Raw genomic sequence first — 25,685 nt, 5'->3', positions numbered from 1 at the left:
CCTCACGGCACACCCCGGGCCCAACGCACACAATCGAAATCGACTTCACACCGACAGCTCACCGGTGGATCGAGGCTAAGTAGGGCGGCCATGCGCTGTGCGGGTGTGTCGAGGTCGAGGGTGGGTCGCGGTCGGTTGTTGAGTTTCGCCGCGACGATGTTGAGGTCGTCTCGTGTGTGCACGCTGAGGTCGCTGCCCTTCTCGAACCAGAACCGCAGGAGCCGGTTGGTGTTCTCGTTGGTGCCGCGCTGCCACGGCGAATGAGGATCGCAGAAGAACACTGGCGAGTTCAGTTGCATCTGAATGTGTTTCCAGCTGGCCATCTCGCTACCCCGGTCCCAGGTGATCGAGCGCCGTAGATGGGCGGGCAGTTCGCCCATAGCCTCGATCATCGCTGCCGCCACCGATTGGGCGGTGTGATCGACCGGCAGATGCAGCAAGATCACAAACCGGGTGGAACGCTCGACCAGGGTGCCGATGGCGCTGCCATGACGAGCGCCCAGGATCAGATCACCTTCCCAATGGCCAGGCACGGCCCGGTCATTGGCCTCGGCCGGGCGGTCGCTAATGGTGAAGATCGTGTCCGGGTCATAAACCCCGGTGCGGCCACGATGCCCTCGCGGGCTACGGGCCTGACGTTTCGTTGAGAGACATTTATGCAGGTCAGCGCGCAACTGGCCGCGCGTCTGCACGTACAAGCATTGGTAGATGGTCTCGTGACTCACCTGCATCAGCTTGTCACCGGCGTAGACCTCGGCCAACACCTGCGAGATCAGTTTGGGGCTCCACCCCTCATCCATCCACCCCGCGATCAGCGCACACAACACGGGGTTGTCGAGCTTGAACGTCTTGGGCCGGCGGGCTTTCTGGCTGGCAGCCGCATGGGCCATCAGTGCGTGGTAACGACCGTCGGGCAGACAGTTCCGCTTGACTTCCCGGGCGATGACCGAGCGGTCGCGGCCCAGCTCACGGCCGATCTCGGCATAACTGCGTCCTGCCTGCAAGCCGCGATCGATCTCAAAGCGTTCCGCGAAGCTGAGTCTGCGCCCGCGCCCACCCGGACGTTCCAAATCGCCGGCATCGGCCAAACCGCCGAGCCCATCACCACCTTTGCGTAATTTCATCCCGCCAGCCTGGCGCCACCAGAACCATCCAGTCCGTCGCGACACACCCACCGCCAGCGATGCCTCGGTCGTAGGCATCCCGTCACAGACCAGATCAAAGAACTCCCGCTTCACCGGCCACCCAACAGCCACTCCCGACGGCATAGCAACTCCTCCATTCAACGGATGTTGCACTGACCGTATGAATCCGCCCGAGAAGAGGCGTGCTGGAACGCAATTTCGGCGGAAGATCAGAACGGCAGCGCGAACTTGACGATCTTGCGCACCACCGACGCGAACTGACGCGGCAGCGGTCCGGTGTTGTAGGGCACGCCGTACCTCTCGCAGATCTCGCGGACCTTCGGCGCGATCTCCGCATGGCGGAACGCCGGGATGTCCGGGAACAGGTGGTGCTCGATCTGGAAGGACAGGTTGCCGGACAGGATGTGGAAGAGCTTTCCTCCCGTCAGGTTGGCCGATCCGAGGACCTGCCGGAAGTACCACTGTCCGCGGGTCTCGGCCTTGGTCTCCTCGATCGAGAACTCCTGCACATCCTCGGGGAAATGGCCGCAGAAGATGATCATGTACGACCACACGTTGCGCATCAGGTTGGCCGTCAGGTTTCCGGCGAACACCCACGGCGCGAACGGACCGGCCAGCAGCGGGAAGGCCACGTAGTCCTTGAGCGTCTGACGCTTCGTCTTGGCCCAGATCTCGCGCAGGATCTCCCGCTTGTCGGTGAGCGTGATCTCGCCCGCGGCGATCTTCTCGCTCTCCATCTCGTGCAGCGCGACGCCGTACTGGAACAGCACCATCAGCAGGAACGCATACACCGGGTTACCGAGGTAGTACGGGCGCCACTTCTGGTCGGAGCTCATCCGCAGGATGCCGTAGCCGATGTCGCGATCCAGCCCGACGATGTTGGTGTAGGTGTGGTGCATGTAGTTGTGGGAGTGCCGCCACTGGTCGGCCGGGCACGCGGTATCCCATTCGAAGCCCTTGCTGGAGATCGCCGGGTCGCCCATCCAGTCGTACTGGCCGTGCATGACGTTGTGGCCGATCTCCATGTTGTCGATGATCTTCGACAACCCCAGCATCGTCGTGCCGGCGAGCCAGAACGGAGGGAAGATGCCGCCGAACAGCAGTGCCCGCCCGCCGATCTCCAGTCCGCGTTGGGCTTTGATCATCCGGCGGATGTAGGTGGCGTCACGCTCGCCGAGGTCGGCGATGACGCTCTCTTTCAGAGCGTCGAGTTCCTTCCCGAACGCGTCGAGCTGGTCGGGTGTCATCGTGATCGTCTTGCCCGCGACGGTCTTGGAGATCGTCCGCTGCGGTGTGGTTTCGAGTAACTCGGTCATGCCTTGCTCCTCTCGATGTCGTCGAGATTGCGTGTGCGACGGGGTTCTCTCGTAAATCCGCGGCTGGAATGCAATTTCGGCGGGGGTTGGGGTTACAGGTCGATGTCGACATCACCGACGGCGGCGGACACGCAGATCTGCACGTCCTCCTCTTCCGTCGACGACACGGCACCGGTGACGACGTTGCGTACGACGCCACTGGTCTTGCGCCGGGTGCACGAGAAGCAGATCCCCATACGGCATCCGCTCTCGGGAGCCAGGCCGGCATCTTCTGCCTGGTTGAGCAGAGGTCGCCCGTCATCGACGACGTCAACCCCTGCGGTGGTGAAACTGACGGTGCCACCGCCGGATTCGTCCGCGGTGAACACCGGCGGGACGAAGCTCTCCGACTCGGCGTGCGGGTGAAGTTCCCGAACCGCGTCGACCAGCGCCGGCGGCCCGCATGCGTACACCGCGTCGGCGTGGGTCACGCCGGCCGGCAACTGCCCCGCACCGAAGCGGCCGTCCAGGTCACTGTCCGTCGCCACCCGGGTGTAGCCGTGCAGCACGGTCACATTGGGCATTTCGCGGGCGATGACAGCCAGTTCGGCGCGGTAGCAGGCCTCGTCCGCCGACCGTGCGTAGTGGACGAACGTCACCTGGCCGGCGTGGCGCCGGGCGCGCAGGGTGCGCAGCATCGACATCACCGGGGTGATGCCGCTGCCGCCCGAGACGAACAGGATGTTCTCCGCCGGACGGGCGGGCAGAACGAAATCGCCGCCGACCGAGTCCAGACCGACGACCATTCCGCGCCGAGCGTGGTCGAACAGGTAGGTCGACACCAGCCCGCCGTCATGGCGTCCGATGGTGAGCTCGATGTTGGCCTCACCTTCGGCGTTGGCCGGCGAATACGGGCGGGTACGGCGACGTCCGTCGATCTCGACCGACACGTTGATGTGCTGGCCGGCGCGGAAGCCGTCGAAGGCCCGGTTGGGGGCAAGAGTGAGCGTCACACTTCGCGGCGTCGAGCGCCGCACCCCGACGACCTTGGCGCGCGCATTTCCGCGCGTCCAGGTGGGGTCGACCAGCTCGGTGTAGCGGTCGACGCCGTGCGGACCCGTGAGGAGGTCCAGCAGCGCGAAACGTCGCGAGCGCTTGGTCAGAACTTCAGTGAACATGTGTACACCGTGCGCGCCGCGGTGGGGTCCCGTCAAGAGATCTCCGCAGCGTGTGGTAGGTTTCACACAGTGAACAGTCGTACGCCCAGCTCACGAAGGGGGCATTCGAGCCGTTCTCGCTCGAAAGACGGCAACTCGCGGGAAACGCTGTCGCGCGAGGAACGCAAGGAAGCGACCCGGCGCGCGATCGTCGACGCCGCCCTGCACCTACTGGCCGAACGTGGCTTCAGCGCTCTGAGCCTTCGCGAGGTGACGCGCGAGGCCGGCATCGTCCCCGCCGCCTTCTACCGACACTTCGACTCGATGGAGGCGCTCGGCCTCGTCCTGATCGACGAATCGTTCCGCAGCCTGCGTGAGATGCTGCGCGGCGCGCGCGCCGGCAAGCTCGATCCGAACCGCGTCATCGAATCGTCCGTCGACATCCTCATCGACGGTGTTCAACAGCGCCGTGAGCACTGGCGCTTCATCGGACGGGAACGCTCCACCGGTGTCACCGTCCTGCGGTACGCGATTCGCACCGAAATCCGGCTGATCACTTCAGAATTGGCGATCGACCTGGCCCGCTTCCCCGCCCTGAACACGTGGAGCAGCGAAGACCTCAACATCCTCGCCAGCGTGTTCGTCAACTCGATGATCGCGATCGCCGAGCAGCTGGAGGACGTCACCGACACCGCCAGCGTCGACGAAATCCGCCGCACCGCGGTCAAACAACTGCGAATGATCACTGTCGGCGTGGCCGGGTGGCGCAGCGGTTAACGTGGCGGCATGTCCTCGGTACTGGAAGTCGCCCGGCCCACGCCTGAAATCGCCGTCCTGACCCTGAACAGGCCCGACAAGCTCAACGCGCTGTCCTATGAGCTGGTCGAGGCACTGCATGCCGAACTCGACGCACTCGCCCGGGACAACGCCTGCCGCGCCGTGGTCCTCACGGGTGCGGGCCGCGGGTTCTGCTCCGGGCTGGATCTGAGCGCCCCGAATCCGGAAGAGACCGGCGGCGGCACCGAGTTCCCGCGGTCCGGGATGCGGTGGCAGGAGCGCATCGCCGACCTCACCGCGAAGATCCACCGACTGCGCCAGCCCGTGATCGCGGCGGTCCAGGGTGTGGCCTACGGCGGCGGGCTCGGCATCGCGGCAGCATGCGACATTCGGGTAGCGGCGCCGACGGCGCGGTTCTGCACGCAGTTCATCAAGCTCGGTCTCGGCGGATGCGACATCGGGGTGAGCTACACGTTGCCGCGCATCGTCGGCGCGGGAGTGGCGTTCGACATGATCCTGACGGCGCGCACGGTGGCCGCCGACGAGGCACTGCGACTCGGGCTGGTGTCCCGGGTGAGCGACACTCCTGTCGACGAGGCGTTGGCGATCGCCGAAACCCTGTGCAATTACGGGAAATTCGGTGTGGAGTCGACCAAGCAGGTGCTGTGGGCGAACATCGAGGCGTCGAGCCTCGAGGCCGCGCTGCACCTGGAGAACCGCAGCCAGATCCTGGCGTCCACCAGTGGCGAGATGCGCGAGTTGGCGGCGAAGATCCTGCGCAAGGGCTGACCCCCTGGCCCGCTTCGCCGAACTTGCATTCCAGCAGACAAAGTGCGAGGCGGATTCATACGGTCAGTGCAACATCCGTTGAATGGAGGAGTTGCTATGCCGTCGGGAGTGGCTGTTGGGTGGCCGGTGAAGCGGGAGTTCTTTGATCTGGTCTGTGACGGGATGCCTACGACCGAGGCATCGCTGGCGGTGGGTGTGTCGCGACGGACTGGATGGTTCTGGTGGCGCCAGGCTGGCGGGATGAAATTACGCAAAGGTGGTGATGGGCTCGGCGGTTTGGCCGATGCCGGCGATTTGGAACGTCCGGGTGGGCGCGGGCGCAGACTCAGCTTCGCGGAACGCTTTGAGATCGATCGCGGCTTGCAGGCAGGACGCAGTTATGCCGAGATCGGCCGTGAGCTGGGCCGCGACCGCTCGGTCATCGCCCGGGAAGTCAAGCGGAACTGTCTGCCCGACGGTCGTTACCACGCACTGATGGCCCATGCGGCTGCCAGCCAGAAAGCCCGCCGGCCCAAGACGTTCAAGCTCGACAACCCCGTGTTGTGTGCGCTGATCGCGGGGTGGATGGATGAGGGGTGGAGCCCCAAACTGATCTCGCAGGTGTTGGCCGAGGTCTACGCCGGTGACAAGCTGATGCAGGTGAGTCACGAGACCATCTACCAATGCTTGTACGTGCAGACGCGCGGCCAGTTGCGCGCTGACCTGCATAAATGTCTCTCAACGAAACGTCAGGCCCGTAGCCCGCGAGGGCATCGTGGCCGCACCGGGGTTTATGACCCGGACACGATCTTCACCATTAGCGACCGCCCGGCCGAGGCCAATGACCGGGCCGTGCCTGGCCATTGGGAAGGTGATCTGATCCTGGGCGCTCGTCATGGCAGCGCCATCGGCACCCTGGTCGAGCGTTCCACCCGGTTTGTGATCTTGCTGCATCTGCCGGTCGATCACACCGCCCAATCGGTGGCGGCAGCGATGATCGAGGCTATGGGCGAACTGCCCGCCCATCTACGGCGCTCGATCACCTGGGACCGGGGTAGCGAGATGGCCAGCTGGAAACACATTCAGATGCAACTGAACTCGCCAGTGTTCTTCTGCGATCCTCATTCGCCGTGGCAGCGCGGCACCAACGAGAACACCAACCGGCTCCTGCGGTTCTGGTTCGAGAAGGGCAGCGACCTCAGCGTGCACACACGAGACGACCTCAACATCGTCGCGGCGAAACTCAACAACCGACCGCGACCCACCCTCGACCTCGACACACCCGCACAGCGCATGGCCGCCCTACTTAGCCAAGCCGCATAGCCGTGGCGCTAGCCGCTTGACTTTGCGCGAGAAGAGGCCTGCTGGAATGCAATTTCGGCGGAAGTGGGGGCGCTAGCGGGGCGTGCCGCCACCGTCGGCGATGATGACCTGGCCGGTGATATAGCTGCCGGCATCGGAGGTCAACAGCAGCGCGGCGCCGACCATCTCGTCGGCAGATGCCAAGCGGCCCACCAGAGTTCCGCCCACCATGCCGTCGATGGCCTCCTGCGGGTTCTTCCGCATCATGTCGGTGTCCACGGGTCCCGGAGCGAGCGCGTTGACGCGGATGCCGTCGTGCACGAACTCGGCGGCCATCGACCGGGTGAACGACATCATCGCGGCCTTCATCGAGGCGTAGATCGACAGCATCGGCGCAAAGATGAACGCGCCCACCGAAACCATGTTCAGCACCGCGGCGTGATCGCTGGCCTTCAGATGCGGCAGGGCCTCCTGGGTCAGCATGACCGGTCCCTGCAGGTTGACCTCGAAGGACTTCGACAACGCGTCGACGGTCATGTGCCCGAACGGTTGCGCGAGCGGGTTGGCCGCATTGTTGACCAGGACGTCGAGGCCTCCGAACTCGGCGACGGTGCGTTCCACGAGCGCGCCGAGATCGTCGACCTGCCCCAGGTGGGTGGGTACCCCGATGGCCTGCGCACCGAGTTCCCGCAGATGGTGCGCCGCCTGCTCACAGGCGTCGGCCTTGCGGCTCGCGACGACCACCCGCGCGCCGGCCAACGCGTAGCCCTCGGCCAGCGCCAGGCCGATACCCCGGGTTCCGCCGGTGACGACGACCGTCCGGTCCGTCATGTCGAACAACCGGTCAAAGGACGCCCGATCCATCAGATACACCCACTCACGTTGATCCGGCGACCGACGTCGGCGCACACGTTGACGTTCGGCAACGGCGGCGGAATGTAGACCGGCGGGGGTGGCGGCGGAGGCGGCGGGGGCGGCGGCGGCGGAGCCCCCGGCGGAGGCGGCGGAGGCGGCGGTGGGGGCGGCGGCGCCAGCGCGTCATTGAGCTCGTACAGCGGGTCGGCACAGCCGCTGACGTCGACGTGCACACCGCCGACCGAGCCGCACACGGCGGCATGCCCTGCCGGGGCCGCACCCAGCGCGCCGGCCACGAACATCGCCGCCGACGCGACGATCACACTTCCACGCAAGGCCACTCCTGAGATTCGTAAGCAACTGTGGTGATTGTGGCAGCCCACCCGGACGGCCCGGGGTCCAACGGCCCAATATGTGCCCGCGCACCGGCATTCGGATTTGCTGTAAAGCGCCCGCGACGCCGGCCCGCGCGACATCTGTACAGCATCTGGGCGCAGAAGGCAGTGCGCTTTCGCAGGCAATATCCGTAGCCATCGCACGCAAAGACCCCATACAAACGACTGGTCGATACACGCGCTAGTCAGAGGGCGTATTGACGTCAACGGCGAATCGCGCAGCGAACAGTTCGCCGATGCTATACCCTGCCTGTACACGGTGTCGGGGCCGTGTTTGCATGGAGACGGAATGCCGCGCGAAACGCGATTCCGGTGTGCGCCCAGATCGCGATGAGTGATCGCCGAGGGGAGTCGCGATCTGAGCGCACACTATTCTCCGGCCAACGTCCGGCCACTGGTGAACCGGCGCAGCTCCCCTGAGATCGGATCCGTGAACTCCAACGCCTGAGCGAGCAGCCGCAGCGGCGCGCCGAAGTCGCCGGGCGGGACGTCGACCACGTCGGGGTAGAGCGGATCCCCCGTGATCGGAATGCCCAGCCCCGCCATGTGCACCCTGAGTTGATGCGTGCGACCGGTGCGGGGCGTCAGACGGTACATCCCCTCGCCGAGGTACTCGACGACGGTCTCCGCGTTGGGTTCGCCGGGCTCTTCCACGGCCTGCAGACTTCCCCGGTGCTTGACGAGCCGGTTGCGGATCGTCATGGGGAACTCGCGATCGGTCGCGTGCGACGAGTGCGCGACGTAGGTCTTGGCCGCCTCGCCGCGCACGAACAACGTCTGGTAGGCCCCGCGTACCTCGCGGCGCACGGTGAACAGCAGCACCCCCGCCGTCAGCCGGTCGAGACGATGTGCGGGGCTCAGCTCCGGCAGGTCCAGTTCGCGACGCAGCCGCACCAACGCTGTCTGGGCCACATGGCTGCCGCGGGGCATCGTGGCCAGGAAGTGCGGCTTGTCCACGACGACGATGTCGTCGTCGCGATGCAGGACCGGGATGTCGAACGGGACCGGCACCTCGTCGGGCAGGTCGCGGTACAGGTACACGTGCGCACCGGGCGGCAACACCGTGCTGTCATCAGCCACTGTCCCGTCCGCGCAGAACACCTCGCCGTCAACGACTTTCGCGCCCGTCCCCCACCGGCGCTGGAACTCCTCGACCAGCAGACCGCCCTGCACCCGCACCCGCGCGGGGCCGAGACCGTCACGCACAGGCAGCGGCGGTGGACGTCTCAATTCAGCGGCACCGGCTCAAGGATCTCGGCGCGCGCCTCGGGGGCGGCCGCGCGCAGCGCATCGGCCGACGCGTCGTCGGGCTGGGTCTGCGACTGCACTTCGGCTTCCACGCGAGCCAGATACGTCGACACCTCCCGATCGACGTCCTCGGGAGACCAACCGAGAATGGGCGCAACGACTTCGGCGACCTCGCGGGCACAGTCGACGCCGCGGTGCGGGTATTCGATCGAGATCCGCATGCGTCGCGCGAGGATGTCCTCGAGGTGCAGCGCGCCTTCGGCTGCCGCGGCGTAGGCCGCTTCCACCTTCAGGTACACCGGCGCTTCGGTGATCGGGTTCAACAGATCCGGGTCGTCCTCGGCGAGCTTGAGGACCTCGCCGATCAGCGACCCGTAGCGGTCCAGCAGATGCCGAACGCGGTACGGGTGGAGGTCGTAATATGTACCGACACTTTGGGTTTGATTGATCAGTGCGAAGTACCCGTCGGCGCCCATCAGCGGCACCTTCTCGGTGATCGACGGCGCGACGCGGGTCGGGATGAACTCCGCGGCCGCGTCGATCGCGTCTTCGGCCATCACCCGGTAGGTCGTGTACTTACCGCCCGCAATGGCGACCAGACCCGGGGACGGCACCGCCACCGCATGCTCGCGCGAGAGCTTGGAGGTCTCCTCGCTCTCCCCGGCCAGCAGCGGACGCAACCCCGCGTAGACGCCGTCGATGTCGTCATGGGTCAACGGCGTGGCGAGCACCTTGTTGACGTGGCCGAGGATGTAGTCGATGTCGGCCTTGGTGGCCGCGGGGTGGGCGAGGTCGAGATTCCAGTCGGTGTCGGTGGTTCCGATGATCCAGTGCGTGCCCCAGGGAATGACGAACAGCACCGACTTCTCGGTGCGCAGGATGATCGCGACCTCGCTGACGATGCGGTCACGGGGCACCACGATGTGCACGCCCTTGGAGGCGCGCACGCGAAAACGCCCGCGCTGCTTGGACAGTGCCTGGATCTCGTCGGTCCACACCCCGGTGGCGTTGACGACGACGTGACCCCTGACATCGGTGACCCGCCCGTCCTCCGAGTCGCGCACCTGCACGCCGGTGACCCGGTCACCCTCTCGCAGCAGCGCGACGACCTGCGTGGAGGTCCGGACCACCGCACCGTAATGCGCGGCTGTGCGGGCGACGGTCATCGTGTGGCGGGCGTCGTCGACGACGGTGTCGTAGTAGCGGATTCCGCCGATCAGCGAGCTCCGCTTGAGCCCGGGCGACAGGCGCAGCGCGCCGGCACGGGTCAGATGCTTCTGCGGCGGAACCGATTTCGCACCGCCGAGCTGGTCGTAGAGGAAGATGCCCGCGGCGATGTAGGGACGCTCCCACACCCGGTTGGTCAGCGGAAAGAGAAACGGCAGGGGTTTGACCAGATGTGGGGCCAGCGTCGTCAACGACAGCTCGCGCTCGTGCAGGGCCTCGCGGACCAGTCCGAACTCCAACTGCTCGAGGTAGCGCAGCCCGCCGTGGAACATCTTGCTGCTGCGACTCGACGTGCCCGACGCGAAGTCACGGGCCTCCACCAGCGCGACCTTCAATCCGCGCGTGGCGGCATCCAGCGCCGCGCCCGCACCGACGATGCCGCCGCCGATGACGATCACGTCGAACTGCTCGCTGCCCAGCCGCTGCCATGCACGGGCACGCTCGTCGGGTCCCAGGAACGTCTCCCCGTTGCCTGGCGCGGGGATCGGGTCACTCACGTTGGCCGACTCCTTGGTTACTCGTCAGTACGGGTGTCGACTCCAGGCTAGCCGGACGACGATCAAGCGGCGAGGAACGAGCCGCGTTGAGGAGTTCGGCCAGAGGATGTAGCCGGATCTAGTCGAGATCGTCGTGAGCCATGAGGCGTCGGGCCGCTTCGACGATCGACCCCGACAGCGACGGATACACCGACAGCGTCTGGGCCAGATCCGTCACCGAGATCCGGTTCTGGACGGCCAGCGCGATCGGCAGGATCAGCTCCGACGCGATGGGGGCCACCACCACACCACCGATCACCACGCCGGTGGCGGGTCGGCAGAAGATCTTCACGAAGCCGTGCCGCAGCAGCGACATCTTGGCGCGGGCATTGGTGCTCAACGGCAGCATCAGGGTGCGCGCCGGCACGCTGCCGTCGTCGATCGCGGACTGCGGGATGCCGACCGCGGCGATCTCCGGCCGCGTGAACGTCGCCGACGCGACCGTGCGCAGGCGGATCGGCGCCACCCCTTCGCCGAGTGCGTGGTACATCGCGATGCGCCCCTGCATCGCCGCCACCGAGGCCAGCGGCAGCAGGCCGGTGCAGTCGCCGGCGGCGTACACGCCGGGGGCCGGGGTGCGCGACACCCGGTCGACGGGGATGTAGCCGCCGGGGTTGAGCTCGACGCCGACGCGCTCCAGGCCCAGGCCCGAGGTGTTCGGCACCGATCCCACCGTCATCAGCGCATGGCTGCCCTCGACGACACGCCCGTCGGCGATCGTGACCCGGACCCCGGTGTCGGTGCGCGTGACCGATTCGGCGCGGGCGTTCTTGATCAGCGTCACACCGCGCTCATTGAAGACCTGCTCAAGCGCGGCGGCGGCGTCGGAATCCTCGTGCGGCAAGATCTGATCGCGGCTGGCGACCACCGTCACCGTCACGCCCAGCTCGGTGTAGGCGTTGCAGAACTCCGCGCCCGTCACACCCGAACCGACGATGATCAGGTGCTCAGGTAGCTCTTCGAGGTCGTAGACGTGCCGCCAGGTCAGGATCCGCTCACCGTCGGGCACGGCGTTGGGCAGCACCCGCGGGCTGGCTCCGGTGGCGATCAGCACCACGTCGGCCTTGAGGACGCCGACCTTGCCGTCGTGTGTCGTGACCTTGACGCGGTGGTGCGCCATGCCGGCGACGTCGTCGACGAGTTCCCCCCGCCCGCCGATGATCGTGACCCGCTGGTTGAGCAGCTGGCTGCCGATGTCGGCGGATTGGGACGCCGCCAGCGTCTTGACCCGGTTGTTGATCTTCGGGAGCGAGATCGGGGCGTCGTCGATACCGATGTCGTAGCCCATGCCCTGCGCACGGCGCAGCTCGGTGCGCACGCCGGTCGAGGCGATGAACGTCTTTGACGGCACACAGTCGTAGAGGACGCACGCTCCGCCGAGACCGTCGGAGTCGACGACCGTCACCTGGGTGAGTTCGCGCCCCAGGCCGGCCGCCACCAGAGCCGCTTCGTAGCCCGCCGGTCCTCCGCCGATGATCACGATGCGCGTTACCACGGCTCCAACCTAGGGCACCGGCCACGCAATGGCGCCGGGACTCGGGTCCCTCCGGATGGCAGCCGTCGCAACACGATGCGTTTAAGCTTCTCGCGTGCCGATCTACGCCGCCTACGGATCGAATATGGATCCAGACCAGATGCTGGAACGGGCTCCACACTCTCCGATGGCGGGGACGGGTTGGCTGCACGGGTGGCGCCTGACGTTCGGCGGCGCCGACATCGCGTGGGAGGGCGCGCTCGCCACCATCGTCGAGGACCCGAACTCGAAGGTCTTCGTCGTCCTCTACGACGTGACCAAGGAGGACGAGGAGAACCTCGACCGCTGGGAAGGCTCCGAGCTCGGCTTCCACAAGAAGATCCGCTGCCGGGTGCACCGCACGTCGTCGGACACCACGACCGACCCCGTGTTGGCGTGGCTCTATGTGCTCGACGCCTGGGAGGGCGGTATCCCGTCGGCGCGCTATCTCGGGGTGATGGCGGATGCCGCCGAGATCGCCGGGGCGCCACCGGAATACGTGCACGATCTGCGGACCCGCCCGGCCGGCAACGTCGGCCCGGGCTCCTGACTGTCACTCCGCGAGCCCCGTTGCTCCGCGAGCCTGACTGTTGCTCCGCGAGCGCGCGGGTCTGCACGGCGACACGCCGCCACTCGCGGCACTCAGCGCGCGCTCACGCCGCCCGAGCCCGCCGTAACTGATCACGGATGCGGGAGGCCATCTCCCATCCACCGTCGCGCAGATCCTCGGCCACGATGGGGATGACGACCATTCCCACCGCCAGCAGCGCCGAATACCGTCGCCGGTCGCGTTGCATCGCGTCCGGGCCCGAATGCCAGTCGACTCCGTCGTACTCCGCAGCGACCCCGGCCTCGGGCCACGCGAAGTCCAATCGGCGCAGGTCGCCGTTGCCGTCGACGAACTCGTACTGCAGGTGCGGAACGGGGAGGTCGGCATCGAGCATCGCCAGCCGCGCCGCGCTCTCCCCCGGCGACTCCGCGCGCGCATCAGCCAACGGCAGCAGGTTGCGCACCGCGACGATGCCGCGCCGGCCCTTCTGTTCGATCGCGGCGCGCCACAGGTCGGGACGGGTGCAGGTACCGCTGCGCAACGCCGCGTCCAGGGTCGCCAGCGCGCGCGGCCGCCGCAGACTGCGGGCGACCTCGATCGCCGTCCACGCCGGTGACGTGGCGCGGCGACCTTCCACGGTCACCAGCGGAGCGCCGTCGCGCCGGTGCACCACCAGGCCGTCCGCGTCGCGAAGCGCGCATCCGGGAGGGTTCAGCACGTGAAGGTCGCGCGGCTGCTCGGTGTCGAATCCGAAGATCGCGGCCGCGGTCCCGAGACAGACCGCGACGCGCCGACCTGACGAGAGGTCCAGTCCCGCCAGTCGCAACGCGTCGTCGGCTTCACCCAGGCAGTAGACACCCTGCCAGATCCGTTCCAGCACACCGGTGTTCAGCCACTGTTCGAACCGCCTGCGCGGCACGGGGCTGAGGATCTGGCCGCTGAGGGCCACGCCACGCTGAGCATCGAAGAGCGCCAACAACTCGTCGTCCATGACAGCGATGCTGCGACGCCGATGGCGTCACCGGACAGGCCTCATCGGCTATCTGGGGATGAAACAGACTTTGTGCATATCTCGATCCCGGTGAGCGCGCGTGAAATACCGCTGGCGGCGGCGTGTCACTGTGCAGACGCGCGCGCTCGCGGTGCTCCGCCACCACCATCGTCGCCGTCGCCGTCGCCGTCGCCGCCGCCACTGGCACCGGCGCCCCAGGGCACCGGGACCGGCCGGGTGCGGATCTTCTGCGGCCACCAGAACCAGCGGCCCAGCAGCGCGGCGATCGACGGCGTCATGAACGACCTGATCACCAGCGTGTCGAAGATCAACCCCATCCCGATGGTGGTCCCGACCTGTCCGATGATCGTCAGATCGCTGACGGCCATGGTCATCATCGTCAGCGCGAAGACCATGCCGGCGGCGGTCACCACCGAGCCGCTGCCGCCCATGGTCCGGATCAGGCCGGTCCCCACCCCGGCCTGTATCTCCTCCTTCAGCCGGGAGACGACCAGCAGGTTGTAGTCCGCCCCGACCGCCAACAGGATGATCACCGCCATCGGCAGCACCATCCAGTGCAGCTCGATGCCGACGAAGTGCTGCCATACCAGCACCGAGAGTCCGAAGGACGCACCCAGCGACAGCACCACCGTCCCGACGATCACCGCCGCGGCGATGACGGCCCGCGTCAGGATCAGCATGATGATGAAAATCAGTCCGATGGCGGCGATTCCGGCGATCAGCAGGTCGTAACGCGTGCCGTCGGCCATGTCCTTGAAGGTGGCCGCGGTACCGCCGAGATAGACCCGCGCACCCTCCAGCGGAGTGCCCTTGATCGCCTCCTTCGCCGCGGTCTTCAGGCCGTCGATCTTCTCGATGCCGGCCGGGGACAACGGGTCGTCCTCGTGGGCGATGATGAACCGCACCGCATGGCCGTTGGGCGAGATGAACTGTTCGATACCGCTCTGAAAGTCCTTGTTCTCGAACGCTTCCGGTGGCAGATAGAACGTGTCGGCGTTCCACGCGTCGTTGAACGCGTCACCCATCGCGCCGGAGTCGACCGACATCTCGGCGCCGGCTTCGAGCTGGCTGTTCTGGGTCTGGTACTGGGTCAGCATGTTGTCGCGCTGCGACTTCATCGACTCGATCTGCGACGGCATCAACGCGATCAACTCGGGCATGATCGCAGCCATCCGCTCCAGGTCGGGCAGCAGCTCCTGGGTGTTCTCGGTCAGCAGGTTGGTGCCGTCGATCAGATCGAACAGCGAGCGCATCGAATGGCAGACCGGGATGTTGTAGCAGTGCGGTTCCCAGTAGAAGTAGTTGCGGATCGGCCGCACGAAGTCGTCGAGATCGGCGATGTGGTCCCGCAATTGGGTGATGTCGGCCGTCATGGTCCTGGTCTTGCCAACCATGCTGGTGGTGATCGCCGACATCTGGGTCATCAACGCCTGCATCCTCTCCATCACGTTGATGGTGGTCTGCAGCGAATCGGCCTGGGCGCGCATGTCGTCCATGCGGTCGAGCATGTACTTCTCGTTGAGCTGCTGGGTCGTGTTCTGGCGGCTCATGATGTACGGGATCGAGGTGCTCTCGATCGGTTTGCCGTCCGGACGGGTGATGGTCTGCACCCGGCCGATGCCCTCGACCGCGAACAGCGCCTTGGCGATCTTCTCGATCACGATGAAGTCGGCCGGGTTGCGCAGATCGTGGTCGGTCTCGACCATCAGCACCTCGGGGTTGAGCCGGGCCGGGGAGAAGTGCCGTTCCGCGGCGGCGTAGCCGATGTTGGACTGGATGTCGGCGGGCAGGTATTTGCGGTCGTTGTAACTGGTCTGGTAGCCCGGCAGGGCCAGCAGCCCGATCAGCGACACCGCCACGCTGGCCACCAGGATCGCCCCGGGCCAGCGCACCGTCGCCGCGCCGACCTTGCGCCAGCCGCGGACACGCATGTCGCGCTTGGGCGCCAGCAGTCCGAACCTGCTCGCGACGGTGACCACCGCGGGCCCGAACGTCATCGCCACCGCGATGAGCACCAGCATGCCCAGCGCCAGCGGCACACCGAGGCTCTGGAAGTACGGCAACCGGGTGAAGCTCAGGCAGAACGTCGCACCGGCGATGGTCAGACCAGAGCCGACGATGACGTGCGCGGTGCCGCCGAACATCGTGTAGTACGCCTCTTCGGAGGTCGCTCCGGTCCCCTTGGCCTCCTGATAGCGGCCGATCAGGAAGATCGCGTAGTCCACCGCGATCGCGATCGCGAGCGTGACCAGCAGGCTGGTGGCGAACGTCGAGAGGCCGATGATGTCGTGGAATCCGAGGAACGCGACCGCGCCCCGCACCGTCATCAGGCTCAGGCCGACCATCACCAGGATCAGCAGCGTGGTGACGATCGAACGGAAGAACAGCACCAGCATGATCGTGATGACCAGGAACGTCAGCGCCTCGACGAAGCGCATGCTGCTGTGGCCGGCCTCTTCCTGCTCGGCGGCCAGTGCCGAGGCGCCGGTGACATAGGCCGCGACGCCGTCGGGCGGCTGGCTCTCGGCCACCAGTTCCTGGACCGCGCGCACCGACTCGTTGGCCAGCGCCTCGCCCTGGTTGCCGGCCAGATAGACCTGGAAGTAGGTCGACATGCCGTCGGCGCTCTGGGCGCCGGCCGCGGTCAGCGGGTCGCTCCACAGGTCCTGGATGTGCTCGACGTGCTTGGTGTCGGCTTCGAGGTCGGCGATCAGCTCGGAGTAGTAGGCGCGGGTGTCGTCGCCGAGGGGTTCCTGGCCCTCGAGGACGATCATCACCGAGCTGTTGGATTCGTATTCCTCGAAGACCTCACCGATGCGCTGCATCGAGATGACGGCGGGTGCGTCGTCGGGGCTCATCGACACCGACCGCAGCTTGCCGACCTCTTCGAGCTGCGGGACGGAGACGTTCAGGAACGCGGCGATGGCGACCCAGATGAGGATGATCGGGATGGAGGCGGCACGGATGACCCGGGCGATGCCGTAGAAGTGCGGCTTGTCCCCGTGCACCGTGCGATCCTCCACAGCGTTCAATCCGAAGTTGTTGAATCCGAAGTTGTTCAGTCCGAAGTTGTTACGGCCGAAAGTCGTTATGGCGCTGCCGGTTGCGCGGCGACACATGCGATTAGTAGAGCTAACCTATCGTACGGGCCCAGATCTGGCCAACCCCGTCGTCGCGCAGTGACGTGCTCCCCGGGCCGCCGCCGACGTGACGGCGCCCACAGCGTCGCCACTAGGGGACGACCGCGCTCTGCTCGACGAGGTTCACCAGCAACCGCACCCCGACCCCGAGCGCACGTTCGTCGAGATCGAAGGTCGGCTGGTGCAGATCCAGTTGCGGACCTTGTCCGCTCCACACCCCGAGACGGGCCATCGCGCCCGGGACCTCTTCGAGATACCAGGAGAAGTCCTCACCGCCCCCGGACTGCTGGGTGTCGGCGAGCACGTCGGGGCCGATCGCCTCGATGGCGTGGGTCAGGATCCGGGTCGACGCCTCTTCGTTGACCACCGGCGGCACCCCGCGGCGGTACTGCACCACGTACTCGATCCCCAGCGGGGCCAGCAACGAGGCGACCGCGTCGGTGACGATGTCCTCCAGCGTCAGCCACGTCTCGCGGCTGGCCGTGCGGATGGTGCCGGCCATGTCGCCGGTCTGCGGGATCGCGTTGGCCGCGACCCCCGCGTGCACCGCGCCCCACACCATCACCGTGCTGTTGCGCGGATCGATGCGCCGCGACAGGATCCCGGGCACCCCGGTGATCAGCGTGCCCATGCCGTAGACGAGGTCGCCGGTCAGGTGCGGACGCGACGTGTGACCGCCCGGCGAGTGCAGCGTCACCTCGATGTGGTCGGCCGCGGACGTGATCGGCCCCGCCTTGACCGCCACCTGCCCGACGGCCAGATGCGGATCGCAGTGCAGCGCGAAGATCCGTGACACCCCGGTCAGCGCACCGGCGGCGATCGCGTCGATCGCTCCCCCGGGCATCAACTCCTCGGCGGCCTGGAAGATCAACCGGACACCGATGGGCAGTTCGGGCGCCGACGCCAACGCCAGCGCCGCGCCGAGCAGCACCGAGGTGTGCCCGTCGTGCCCGCACGCGTGCGCGACACCGGCGACCTCCGACGAGAACGGCAGACCGGTGCGTTCGGACATCGGCAACGCGTCCATGTCGGCGCGCAACGCGACGCGCGGCCCGTCCTCCGGACCGAAGTCACACGTCAACCCCGTGCCGCCGGGCAACACCTTCGGGTTCAGCCCGGCGTCGGCGAGCAACGAGGCGACGAACTGCGTCGTCGCGAACTCCTGCCGGCCGAGTTCGGGGTGCCGGTGGATGTGCCTGCGCCACCCGACGAGGTCGTCGTAGTGCTCGCTGAGCCAGCGCGCCGCGGCGTGTCTGAGGACGCTCATGACGCCCGCTTCTGCCACAGGTCCAGCACGCGGTCCCTTTCGACGTCGGATTCGGCCAGCGCCACGACGGTACGAGCCAACATGATCGCACCGTCGACCACCGCGGCATCCGCACTGGCGTTCACCGCGGCGGCCGTGAACGCCGGCTGGTGGATCGACGCACCGCCGGCGTCGATGCCGACGATCGGATGGATGCCCGGCATCACCTGCGTCACGTTGCCCATATCGGTGCTGCCCAGTGGGAACTCGGCCTCCAGCTCGGCGGGCACCGGCGTCCTGCCCCTCCGCAGCATCTCCGCGCGCACGCGCTCGGCCAGCCACGGGTCCGGCGCGAGTTCGGCGTAGGCGGGTGCGGTCTCGGACACGACGTGCTCGCAACCGGTGGCCACCGCGCCCGAGGCGAAACACCCGGCCATCCGGGATTCCAACTCGTGCAACGACTCCGAGTTCGTCGCGCGCATGGTGTAGCGGAGCTCGGTGTGGGCCGGGATGACGTTGGACGCCTGCCCGCCGTCGGTGACGATGCCGTGCACCATCTGACCCGGTGCGAGTTGCTGACGCAGCAGACCGATCGCGACCTGGGTGACGGTGACGGCGTCACCGGCGTTGACGCCCAGATGCGGGGCCACCGCGGCGTGCGACTCGCGGCCGGTGTAGCCGATCGTGACCTCCGACAGCGCGAGCGAGCGTGCCGCCGCGATGTCGATCGGCCCCGGATGCAGCATCACCGCCGCGGCGATGTCGTCGAACGCGCCGGCGTCGAGCATCAGCGCCTTGCCCCCGCCGAGTTCCTCGGCCGGTGTCCCGAGCAGCACCACCGTCAGCCCGAGATCGTCGGCGACCTCGGCCAGCGCCAGCGCCGTGCCCACCGCGGACGCGGCGATGATGTTGTGGCCGCAGGCGTGACCGATCCCGGGCAGGGCGTCGTACTCCGCGCAGACACCGATGACCAGCGGACCGCTGCCGTAGACCGCACGGAACGCCGTGTCCAGGCCGGCCACCTCGGAGACCTCGAATCCACGCTCGGCGGCCAGCGCCTGCGTCTTGGCGCAGCTGCGGTGTTCGGCGAACGCGAGTTCGGGCTCGGCGTGGATGGAATGAGACAGCTCGATCAGGTCGCTGCGGCGACGGTTCACGGCGTCCTCGACGCTGGTCGACGCGGCGGCACTGGACATGACGGTCAGTATCCCACTGCGCAAACCCGCACTAGGCTGCGCCTGTGGACGATCCGGGGGTGCTCGCGAAGCAGGCGGCCGACGAGCTCAGGCGGCGCACCGGGGTCGATACGCATGACGTCGCCGTCGTCCTCGGATCCGGCTGGGCGCCCGCGGCGACGTCGCTCGGCGAACCCGACGCCGCGATCCCGATGGCCGACCTTCCGGGTTTCACCCCGCCCAGCGCGCAGGGCCACGGCGGGCAGGTGCTGTCTCTGCGCGCCGGTCCGCACCGGGTGCTGGTCCTGCTCGGGCGCATCCACGCCTATGAAGGCCACGACCTGCGCCACGTCGTGCATCCGGTGCGGACCGCGTGCGCGGCCGGGGCGCGGACCGTCGTCCTGACCAACGCCGCCGGTGGGGTGCGCGAGGACATGACGGTCGGGCAGCCGGTGCTGATCAGCGACCATCTGAACCTGACGGCGCGTTCTCCGCTGGTGGGTGCGCAGTTCGTCGACATGGTCGACGCGTACTCCCCTGCTCTGCGCGCCCTGGCGCGCGACATCGATCCGTCGCTGACCGAGGGCGTGTATGCGGGGCTGCCCGGTCCGCACTACGAGACACCCGCCGAGATCCGCATGTTGCGCACGCTGGGCGCGGATCTGGTCGGGATGTCGACCGTGCACGAGACGATCGCGGCGCGCGCGTGCGGCGCGGCCGTACTGGGGGTGTCGTTGGTGACCAATCTGGCCGCGGGGATGACCGGTCAGCCCCTCAGCCACGAGGAGGTCCTCGCGGCGGGTCGTCAGTCGGCGACGCGGATGGGTTCCCTGCTGTCGGCGGTCATCGCCGGACTCTGATCGGGGCTCAGCTTCCGGCTGGCCCAGACCACTGCGCGGGCCAGCAGCGGCGCGGTGAACAGCATCAACAGGATCCGCACCACCTGGGCCGCGATGACGAACGTGACGTTGGAGCCCGTCTCGACCGCGGTGGCCAGGACCGCATAGACACCGCCGGGGCTGGTCGCGAGATACCCCTCCAACGGTGTCAGGCCGGCGACGCGCGCAAGCAGAACCCCCAGCCCTGCCGTCGCGACCCCGATGAAGACGATCAGGGCCAGCGCGGTCGGCAGGAGCCGGCCCACACTGCGCAGGGATGCGCGGGTGAAGGCCAGCCCCGCCTGCCAGCCGATCAGCATGTAGCCCGCCTGCACGAGGAGCATCGGCACCGACAGACCGAACGACAGACCGCTGACCTCGAGCGCGACGGTCAGCGCGAGGGGTCCGAGCAGTCCCGCGCCGGGCAACCGGATGAGCCGGCCACCGACCGCGCCGACCACCACGAGTGCGGCCATGATCGCGACGCTGAGATACCAAGGCGCCGCCGGGGTTTCGGCAATCTGGGTGGTGGCGCGGGAGCGGTCGGCGTGATAGATCAGTGTGACCACGACGGGCATGGACGCGGTGACCAGCGCGACGCGCAGGTACTGCACCACGGCCACGACGCGGTCGTCGCCGCCGAGTTCGCGGGCGATGGCGACCAGGCCGGATGCGCCGCCGGCGACCAGAGCCAGAGATCCGGTGAGCGGTGTGACGTCGCGGCGCATGCCGAGCAGCGCCCCGGCCAGGACGCTGAGCAGCAACGTGCCGACCGCCACCGCGAGGACGATCACCCAGTCGCCTTTCAGCGCCGACAACGCGTCCCGGTGGACCATCGTGCCGATGTAGACGCCGAGGACCCCCTGGGCGGCGATGCCGAGTCTGCGCGGGACGCGGGCCGGTCCGCCCACCGTCAACGCGAACACGATCCCGACGGCCAGTGCGGCGAACAGCGCGGCCGACGGCACACCGACCCGCGTCAGCGGCACGGTGACCGCACCGGTCACCGCGAGAAGACACGTCCACCGGAGTATCGATCGCCACCACTTCATCCTGATGGCAAGTATGCTCTTACCAATTCAAGATCTCAACCGGAGGTGTACGGCTCACATGGGTCCCTGTTACCAAGGTTTTCCTTGTCAATAGAACAGCCCGCCGCCACCGAGCTGCGGGAATCGCTGATGGCCGTCGCGCGGCAGCTGCGCCGCCACCGGCCCGACAACGGGCTCACGCTGAGCCAGATGCAGCTGCTCGGCGAGATCAGCAGGGCCGGGGTTACGACGCCGGCCGAACTCGGCGTGCGGATGCACGTCCGGGTCCAGTCGCTCACCGACTCCCTCAACGAGCTCGAGAGCCGGGGGCTGATCGGCCGGCGCCCCGACGAGACCGATCGGCGCCGGCAGCTCGTCGAGATGACGCCCGAGGGCACCGCGCTGCTGGACGACGACCGTGCCGAACGCGACGCCTGGCTGCACCACACCATGCGCGACACCCTCACCGACCTGGAGTTCGACCTGCTGATGCTGGTGGCGCCGATCCTGCGCAAGCTCGCCGACTCCGATACCCGTTGATACCGGGTGACGCGCCGAGCGCACGATTCATGACGGATCCGCGGCGATTTCACGTCATAGACCGAACATTCGGCGGCCACCGCGCAGGGCCGCGGCGGCCGGGCACAATGACCGGGTGACCGCGTTGCACACGGCCGTCGAGGAATGGCTCGCCCACGACCCCGATCCCGAGTCCGCCGCGGAACTGGCCGCCTGCGACGACGACGAACTCGCCGAGCGCTTCGCACACACGTTGACCTTCGGCACGGCGGGACTGCGGGGGCCGCTGCGGGCCGGGCCGAACGGGATGAACCTCGCGGTCGTGATCCGCGCGACGTGGGCGGTGGCCCGGGTGCTGACGGATCGATCACCTGCCTCCTCGCAGGTGGTCGTCGGCTACGACGCACGGCACCGCTCCGCCGAGTTCGGTCGCGCCGCCGCCGAAGTCTTTGCGGCGCAGGGATTCACCGTGCAGTTGATGAGCGGTCCGGTGCCTACGCCGGCGGTGGCGTTCGCGGTCAGGCACCTGGGCGCGGCGGCGGGGGTGCAGATCACCGCGTCCCACAACCCGCCCACCGACAACGGCTACAAGGTCTACGTCACCGGCGGGCTGCAGATCGTCTCCCCCACCGACCGGGAGATCGAAGCGGCCATCGCGGCGGCCCCACCCGCCGACGAGATTCCCCGCGCACCTGTCGAGGTCCCGGCCGCCGACGAGCTGCGCGCCTACCTCGAGCGTGCCGCGAGCGTGCGGCATGCCGCAGGTTCGGCACGCATCGCGCTGACGCCCATGCACGGGGTCGGCGGCGAATTCGCGCTCGACGCACTGGCTTTGGCAGGCTTCGCCGACGTGCACGTGGTGGAGGAGCAGTTTGCGCCCGATCCGGACTTCCCCACCGTAGCCTTCCCCAATCCGGAGGAGCCCGGCGCGTCGGACGCACTCCTGGCGCTGGCCGCCGGGGTCGACGCCGAGATCGCGATCGCCCTGGATCCCGACGCGGACCGCTGCGCGATCGGCGTACCCACGCCCACCGGCTGGCGAATGCTCAGCGGCGACGAAACCGGGTGGCTGCTCGGCGATTACGTGCTGTCACATGCCGATCCGACACACGCGGTGGTGGCGAGCACCGTCGTGTCGTCCCGGATGCTGGCGAGCATCGCCGCGGCGCACGGGGCCCGGCATGTCGAGACGCTGACGGGATTCAAATGGCTGGCGCGCGCCGACGAGGGTCTGGACGCCACACTGGTCTACGCCTACGAGGAGGCCATCGGGCACTGCGTCGACCCCGGGGCCGTCAGGGACAAGGACGGCATCAGTGCCGCCGTGCTGGCATGCGATCTCGTCGTGTCGCTGCGCGAGCAGGGCCGGACGCTACTCGACGCGCTCGACGACCTGGCCCGCCGCCACGGGGTGCACACGACCACGGCGGTCACCCGCAGGGTGCTTTCACCGCAGGACGCGGCGGCGATGATGTCCCGCCTTCGCGCCGCACCACCGGAGGAGATCGCCGGCTTCGCCGTCACGGTGACCGATCTGATGCCCCGCACCGATGCCCTGATCTTCTCGGGCGGGGACAGCGCCACATCGGTGCGGGTCGTCATGCGCCCGTCGGGGACCGAACCGAAGCTGAAGTCGTACATCGAAATTCGCTGCACCGGCGAGGTCGCTACGGGGAGGTCACACGCCGCCGACGTCCAGGACGCCGTCGCCGCCGCCATCGCGACCTGGCGTTAGCAGCCCACTCGCAACCGGTGTGACTTTGATAACGATCTGGTAACGACCGATCGACCCGTTTCGCTCTGGCGTCAGCGCGATCATCACTGGTGAACCGCCCGATCGCCGCCGAACCTCGCGGTGTGAACGGCCGGTTCGTTACTTGCGCGACATACTTTGCCCAAATACGTTCAGTTCGCCGATGACGTTGCTAATTGATACTCGAAATTTTGTTCGGTGGTGATCGTAAGTGAGTTCTTCCCTGTCCGAGACCGGCGTCGCAGCGCCTCCCGAGTGGACGCTGGCGTCGAAAGATTCTGTGGTGCACCGTAATTCATGGGGCCCATTCCTGCGCCGCCCCGAAAGCACCGACGCCCTGGCGATGCACAAGCTGGTGGCCGACACCGAGGTGCTAGATCTCAATTCCACCTACACGTACCTTCTGATGGCGACCGATTTTGCTGACACCACGATCGTCGCCGATCGCGACGGCGACCTGTGCGGCCTGATCACCGGTTACCACCCGCCCACCCGTCCCGATGTCCTCTTCGTGTGGCAGGTGGCGGTGGCGCGATCCGCCCAAGGCACCGGCCTCGCGGGAACCATGCTCGACAGCCTGGTCGGCCGCGTCCACCGCGCGCGGTGTGGCCATCCGGTCACGGTGGAAGCGACTGTGGCGCCCAGCAATTCGGCATCGAGGGCCCTCTTCGGCGGATTTGCCCGGCGACACGGTGTACCGCTGGTGGAACGACCGCACTTCACCGCCGCCCAACTCGACTCCGCCGGCGCGCACGAAGACGAACCGATCCTGCGTATCGGTCCGATCGTTACCTCTCACGACGCCTGACCACCACTCATTCGAAAAGGACACATGACCGCAACCGTAGTCACCCCACCGCCCACCGATCCTGTTCACGACGCGGCGCTGCCCGAGGTTTACCACCGTGTCGAGTCCGAAGTGCGCAGCTACTGCCGCAATTGGCCCGCCACCATGGCAAGCGCCCGCGGGTCCTGGGTGACCGACACCTCAGGGCGGCAGTACCTCGACTTCTTCGCGGGCGCAGGCGCTCTCAACTACGGGCACAACAACCCCGTTCTGAAGGCTCCGCTGATCGACTACCTGAGCCAGGACTCGATCGTGCACTCGCTGGACATGGCGACAGCTGCGAAGACGGAGTTCCTCGAGACGTTCGAACGCCTCATCCTGCGACCGCGCAGCCTCGACTACAAGGTGCAGTTCCCAGGGCCGACCGGCGCCAATGCGGTCGAGTCGGCACTCAAACTGGCCCGCAAGGTCACGGGTCGTGAGTCGATCATCAACTTCACCAACGCATTCCACGGAATGACCCTGGGTGCGCTGTCGGTGACGGGAAACTCGATGAAACGAGCGGGTGCCGGCATTCCGCTCGTGCACGCCACCCCGATGCCGTACGACAACTACTTCGGCGGCATCACCGAGGACTTCCACTGGTTCGAGCGCGTGCTCGACGACTCCGGCGGCGGACTCAACCATCCCGCGGCCGTCATCGTCGAGACCGTGCAGGGTGAGGGCGGCCTCAACGTGGCCAGAATGGAATGGCTGCGGGCGCTCGCCGAACTGTGCCAACGTCGCGACATCCTGCTGATCGTCGACGACGTGCAGATGGGCTGCGGCCGGACCGGCGCGTTCTTCAGTTTCGAGGAAGCCGGCATCGTCCCCGACATCGTGACACTGTCGAAGTCGATCAGCGGCTACGGACTGCCGATGGCATTGACCCTGTTCCGTCGCGACCTCGACGTGTGGGCACCCGGCGAGCACAACGGCACCTTCCGCGGTCACAACCCCGCTTTCGTCACCGCCACCAAGGCACTCGAAACCTATTGGAAATCAGCAACGTTCGCGGAGAACACGGCTGCCAAAGGTCAACACGTCAGGGACCGGCTGGAGAGCATCGCCGCGGCCCACGAGGGCATCAGCGCACGCGGTCGCGGGATGGCGCAGGGCCTCAAATGCGAGGAAAAGGATCTTGCCGCGGCGATCTGCGCCACCGCGTTCGAGCGCGGCGTGCTGATGGAGACCAGCGGCCCGTCCGACGAGGTCATCAAGCTGCTGCCCCCGCTGACCACCTCCACAGAGGACCTCGACGCCGGGCTCGACATCCTGGCCGAGGCCGTCGCGACGACCGTGTCCTGACTGACCCCAACCGGAAAGGAGTTGCGGCT

At 67.4% G+C, this 25,685-nt stretch carries 21 protein-coding genes and 1 pseudogene; 9 read left to right on the top strand and 13 right to left on the bottom strand.

From position 1 onward, the window contains the following. Nucleotides 1–77: 77 nt before the first annotated feature. From DYE23_RS06905 to DYE23_RS06895, 3 genes and pseudogenes are all read right to left on the bottom strand, one after another. Nucleotides 78–1,268, bottom strand: a pseudogene (locus DYE23_RS06905) (IS30 family transposase); the annotation flags it as partial. A gap of 86 nt (nt 1,269–1,354) precedes the next feature. Beyond that, entirely contained in the window at nt 1,355–2,461 is a 1,107-nt protein-coding gene (locus DYE23_RS06900; protein WP_013472593.1) for a fatty acid desaturase family protein, read from the bottom strand. 92 nt (nt 2,462–2,553) lie between these two features. Then, nucleotides 2,554–3,618: a ferredoxin reductase gene (locus DYE23_RS06895; protein WP_011895648.1), complete on the bottom strand. Its 1,065-nt coding sequence runs from the start codon at nt 3,616–3,618 to the stop codon at nt 2,554–2,556. A 69-nt stretch (nt 3,619–3,687) separates the two neighbouring features. Between DYE23_RS06895 and DYE23_RS06890 the strand changes: the two genes are divergently transcribed. The 3 genes from DYE23_RS06890 (at nt 3,688) to DYE23_RS06880 (ending at nt 6,465) form a co-directional block, all read left to right on the top strand. Next, nucleotides 3,688–4,374 (top strand): TetR family transcriptional regulator, encoded by a 687-nt coding sequence (locus DYE23_RS06890; RefSeq protein ID WP_013472594.1) that lies wholly within the window; start codon nt 3,688–3,690, stop codon nt 4,372–4,374. Nucleotides 4,375–4,383: 9 nt separating this feature from the next. After that, complete coding sequence (locus tag DYE23_RS06885; RefSeq protein WP_115326842.1) at nt 4,384–5,163, top strand: enoyl-CoA hydratase/isomerase family protein; 780 nt, start codon at nt 4,384–4,386, stop codon at nt 5,161–5,163. A 96-nt stretch (nt 5,164–5,259) separates the two neighbouring features. Beyond that, complete coding sequence (locus tag DYE23_RS06880) at nt 5,260–6,465, top strand: IS30 family transposase (RefSeq protein ID WP_011891383.1); 1,206 nt, start codon at nt 5,260–5,262, stop codon at nt 6,463–6,465. Between the two features lie 72 nt (nt 6,466–6,537). Here the strand turns inward: DYE23_RS06880 and DYE23_RS06875 are convergent, their stop codons facing one another. From DYE23_RS06875 to DYE23_RS06855, 5 genes are all read right to left on the bottom strand, one after another. Further along, the gene (locus tag DYE23_RS06875; RefSeq protein WP_011895651.1) at nt 6,538–7,308 is read right to left on the bottom strand and encodes an SDR family NAD(P)-dependent oxidoreductase; all 771 of its coding nucleotides are present in this window, start codon (nt 7,306–7,308) and stop codon (nt 6,538–6,540) included. Further along, the gene (locus DYE23_RS06870) at nt 7,308–7,601 is read right to left on the bottom strand and encodes a hypothetical protein (protein WP_235660561.1); all 294 of its coding nucleotides are present in this window, start codon (nt 7,599–7,601) and stop codon (nt 7,308–7,310) included. The genes DYE23_RS06875 and DYE23_RS06870 overlap by 1 nt, the downstream gene beginning before the upstream one ends. A gap of 462 nt (nt 7,602–8,063) precedes the next feature. After that, nucleotides 8,064–8,924 carry a pseudouridine synthase gene (locus DYE23_RS06865; protein WP_115326840.1) on the bottom strand — a complete coding sequence of 287 codons (861 nt, stop codon included), beginning with the start codon at nt 8,922–8,924 and terminating at the stop codon, nt 8,064–8,066. After that, on the bottom strand, nt 8,921–10,666 hold the full coding sequence (gene glpD, locus DYE23_RS06860) for a glycerol-3-phosphate dehydrogenase (protein ID WP_115326839.1): 1,746 nt from the start codon (nt 10,664–10,666) through the stop codon (nt 8,921–8,923). The genes DYE23_RS06865 and glpD overlap by 4 nt, the downstream gene beginning before the upstream one ends. A gap of 118 nt (nt 10,667–10,784) precedes the next feature. Then, entirely contained in the window at nt 10,785–12,200 is a 1,416-nt protein-coding gene (locus DYE23_RS06855) for an NAD(P)H-quinone dehydrogenase (protein ID WP_115326838.1), read from the bottom strand. 94 nt (nt 12,201–12,294) lie between these two features. Between DYE23_RS06855 and DYE23_RS06850 the strand changes: the two genes are divergently transcribed. Further along, nucleotides 12,295–12,768: a gamma-glutamylcyclotransferase family protein gene (locus tag DYE23_RS06850; RefSeq protein WP_115326837.1), complete on the top strand. Its 474-nt coding sequence runs from the start codon at nt 12,295–12,297 to the stop codon at nt 12,766–12,768. Nucleotides 12,769–12,871: 103 nt separating this feature from the next. On the opposite strand, the gene DYE23_RS06845 is transcribed toward DYE23_RS06850, so the two are convergent. The 4 genes from DYE23_RS06845 to DYE23_RS06830 form a co-directional block, all read right to left on the bottom strand. After that, nucleotides 12,872–13,759 carry a type IV toxin-antitoxin system AbiEi family antitoxin gene (locus tag DYE23_RS06845; RefSeq protein ID WP_115326836.1) on the bottom strand — a complete coding sequence of 296 codons (888 nt, stop codon included), beginning with the start codon at nt 13,757–13,759 and terminating at the stop codon, nt 12,872–12,874. A 125-nt stretch (nt 13,760–13,884) separates the two neighbouring features. Beyond that, a complete protein-coding gene (locus tag DYE23_RS06840; protein ID WP_115326835.1) occupies nt 13,885–16,899 on the bottom strand; it encodes an MMPL/RND family transporter in 3,015 nt (1,004 codons plus the stop codon). 112 nt (nt 16,900–17,011) lie between these two features. Next, nucleotides 17,012–18,187, bottom strand: a complete 1,176-nt coding sequence (locus DYE23_RS06835; protein ID WP_115328883.1) for an amidohydrolase — start codon at nt 18,185–18,187, stop codon at nt 17,012–17,014. Then, nucleotides 18,184–19,362: a M20 family metallopeptidase gene (locus DYE23_RS06830; protein ID WP_115326834.1), complete on the bottom strand. Its 1,179-nt coding sequence runs from the start codon at nt 19,360–19,362 to the stop codon at nt 18,184–18,186. Before DYE23_RS06830 ends, DYE23_RS06835 begins: the two co-directional genes overlap by 4 nt. A 44-nt stretch (nt 19,363–19,406) precedes the next feature. On the opposite strand from DYE23_RS06830, the gene DYE23_RS06825 reads away from it, so the two are divergent. Next, nucleotides 19,407–20,201 (top strand): purine-nucleoside phosphorylase, encoded by a 795-nt coding sequence (locus DYE23_RS06825; protein WP_115326833.1) that lies wholly within the window; start codon nt 19,407–19,409, stop codon nt 20,199–20,201. Here the strand turns inward: DYE23_RS06825 and DYE23_RS06820 are convergent. Further along, nucleotides 20,147–21,271 carry an AbrB family protein gene (locus tag DYE23_RS06820; RefSeq protein ID WP_011895662.1) on the bottom strand — a complete coding sequence of 375 codons (1,125 nt, stop codon included), beginning with the start codon at nt 21,269–21,271 and terminating at the stop codon, nt 20,147–20,149. The two genes, DYE23_RS06825 and DYE23_RS06820, sit on opposite strands and share 55 nt — an antisense overlap. A 129-nt stretch (nt 21,272–21,400) precedes the next feature. Here DYE23_RS06820 and DYE23_RS06815 point away from each other — a divergent pair, with 129 nt between their 5' ends. The 4 genes from DYE23_RS06815 to ectB all read left to right on the top strand — a co-directional run bounded on the left by DYE23_RS06815 (nt 21,401) and on the right by ectB (nt 25,656). Then, a complete protein-coding gene (locus DYE23_RS06815; RefSeq protein ID WP_049777354.1) occupies nt 21,401–21,790 on the top strand; it encodes a MarR family winged helix-turn-helix transcriptional regulator in 390 nt (129 codons plus the stop codon). Nucleotides 21,791–21,905: 115 nt separating this feature from the next. Further along, nucleotides 21,906–23,504 carry a phospho-sugar mutase gene (locus DYE23_RS06810; RefSeq protein ID WP_115326832.1) on the top strand — a complete coding sequence of 533 codons (1,599 nt, stop codon included), beginning with the start codon at nt 21,906–21,908 and terminating at the stop codon, nt 23,502–23,504. A 229-nt stretch (nt 23,505–23,733) separates the two neighbouring features. Then, nucleotides 23,734–24,330: a diaminobutyrate acetyltransferase gene (ectA, locus tag DYE23_RS06805; RefSeq protein WP_115326831.1), complete on the top strand. Its 597-nt coding sequence runs from the start codon at nt 23,734–23,736 to the stop codon at nt 24,328–24,330. Nucleotides 24,331–24,354: 24 nt separating this feature from the next. Beyond that, nucleotides 24,355–25,656 (top strand): diaminobutyrate--2-oxoglutarate transaminase, encoded by a 1,302-nt coding sequence (ectB, locus tag DYE23_RS06800; protein ID WP_115326830.1) that lies wholly within the window; start codon nt 24,355–24,357, stop codon nt 25,654–25,656. Nucleotides 25,657–25,685 lie beyond the last annotated feature (29 nt).

Source organism: Mycolicibacterium gilvum (assembly GCF_900454025.1).
Taxonomy (GTDB): domain Bacteria; phylum Actinomycetota; class Actinomycetes; order Mycobacteriales; family Mycobacteriaceae; genus Mycobacterium; species Mycobacterium gilvum.
Note: the sequence above shows the minus strand (reverse complement) of the source record. Positions and strands in the feature narration are given on the sequence as shown.

Excerpts from the sequence above, each read along its gene's own strand:
- DYE23_RS06900 (WP_013472593.1), bottom strand. The coding sequence starts at position 2,461 with ATGACCGAGTTACTCGAAACCACACCGCAGCGGACGATCTCCAAGACC.
- DYE23_RS06895 (WP_011895648.1), bottom strand. The coding sequence starts at position 3,618 with ATGTTCACTGAAGTTCTGACCAAGCGCTCGCGACGTTTCGCGCTGCTG.
- DYE23_RS06885 (WP_115326842.1), top strand. The coding sequence starts at position 4,384 with ATGTCCTCGGTACTGGAAGTCGCCCGGCCCACGCCTGAAATCGCCGTC.
- DYE23_RS06880 (WP_011891383.1), top strand. The coding sequence starts at position 5,260 with ATGCCGTCGGGAGTGGCTGTTGGGTGGCCGGTGAAGCGGGAGTTCTTT.
- DYE23_RS06875 (WP_011895651.1), bottom strand. The coding sequence starts at position 7,308 with ATGGATCGGGCGTCCTTTGACCGGTTGTTCGACATGACGGACCGGACG.
- DYE23_RS06870 (WP_235660561.1), bottom strand. The coding sequence starts at position 7,601 with ATGTTCGTGGCCGGCGCGCTGGGTGCGGCCCCGGCAGGGCATGCCGCC.
- DYE23_RS06845 (WP_115326836.1), bottom strand. The coding sequence starts at position 13,759 with ATGGACGACGAGTTGTTGGCGCTCTTCGATGCTCAGCGTGGCGTGGCC.
- DYE23_RS06840 (WP_115326835.1), bottom strand. The coding sequence starts at position 16,899 with ATGTGTCGCCGCGCAACCGGCAGCGCCATAACGACTTTCGGCCGTAAC.
- DYE23_RS06835 (WP_115328883.1), bottom strand. The coding sequence starts at position 18,187 with ATGAGCGTCCTCAGACACGCCGCGGCGCGCTGGCTCAGCGAGCACTAC.
- DYE23_RS06830 (WP_115326834.1), bottom strand. The coding sequence starts at position 19,362 with ATGTCCAGTGCCGCCGCGTCGACCAGCGTCGAGGACGCCGTGAACCGT.
- DYE23_RS06820 (WP_011895662.1), bottom strand. The coding sequence starts at position 21,271 with ATGAAGTGGTGGCGATCGATACTCCGGTGGACGTGTCTTCTCGCGGTG.
- DYE23_RS06815 (WP_049777354.1), top strand. The coding sequence starts at position 21,401 with ATGGCCGTCGCGCGGCAGCTGCGCCGCCACCGGCCCGACAACGGGCTC.
- ectB (WP_115326830.1), top strand. The coding sequence starts at position 24,355 with ATGACCGCAACCGTAGTCACCCCACCGCCCACCGATCCTGTTCACGAC.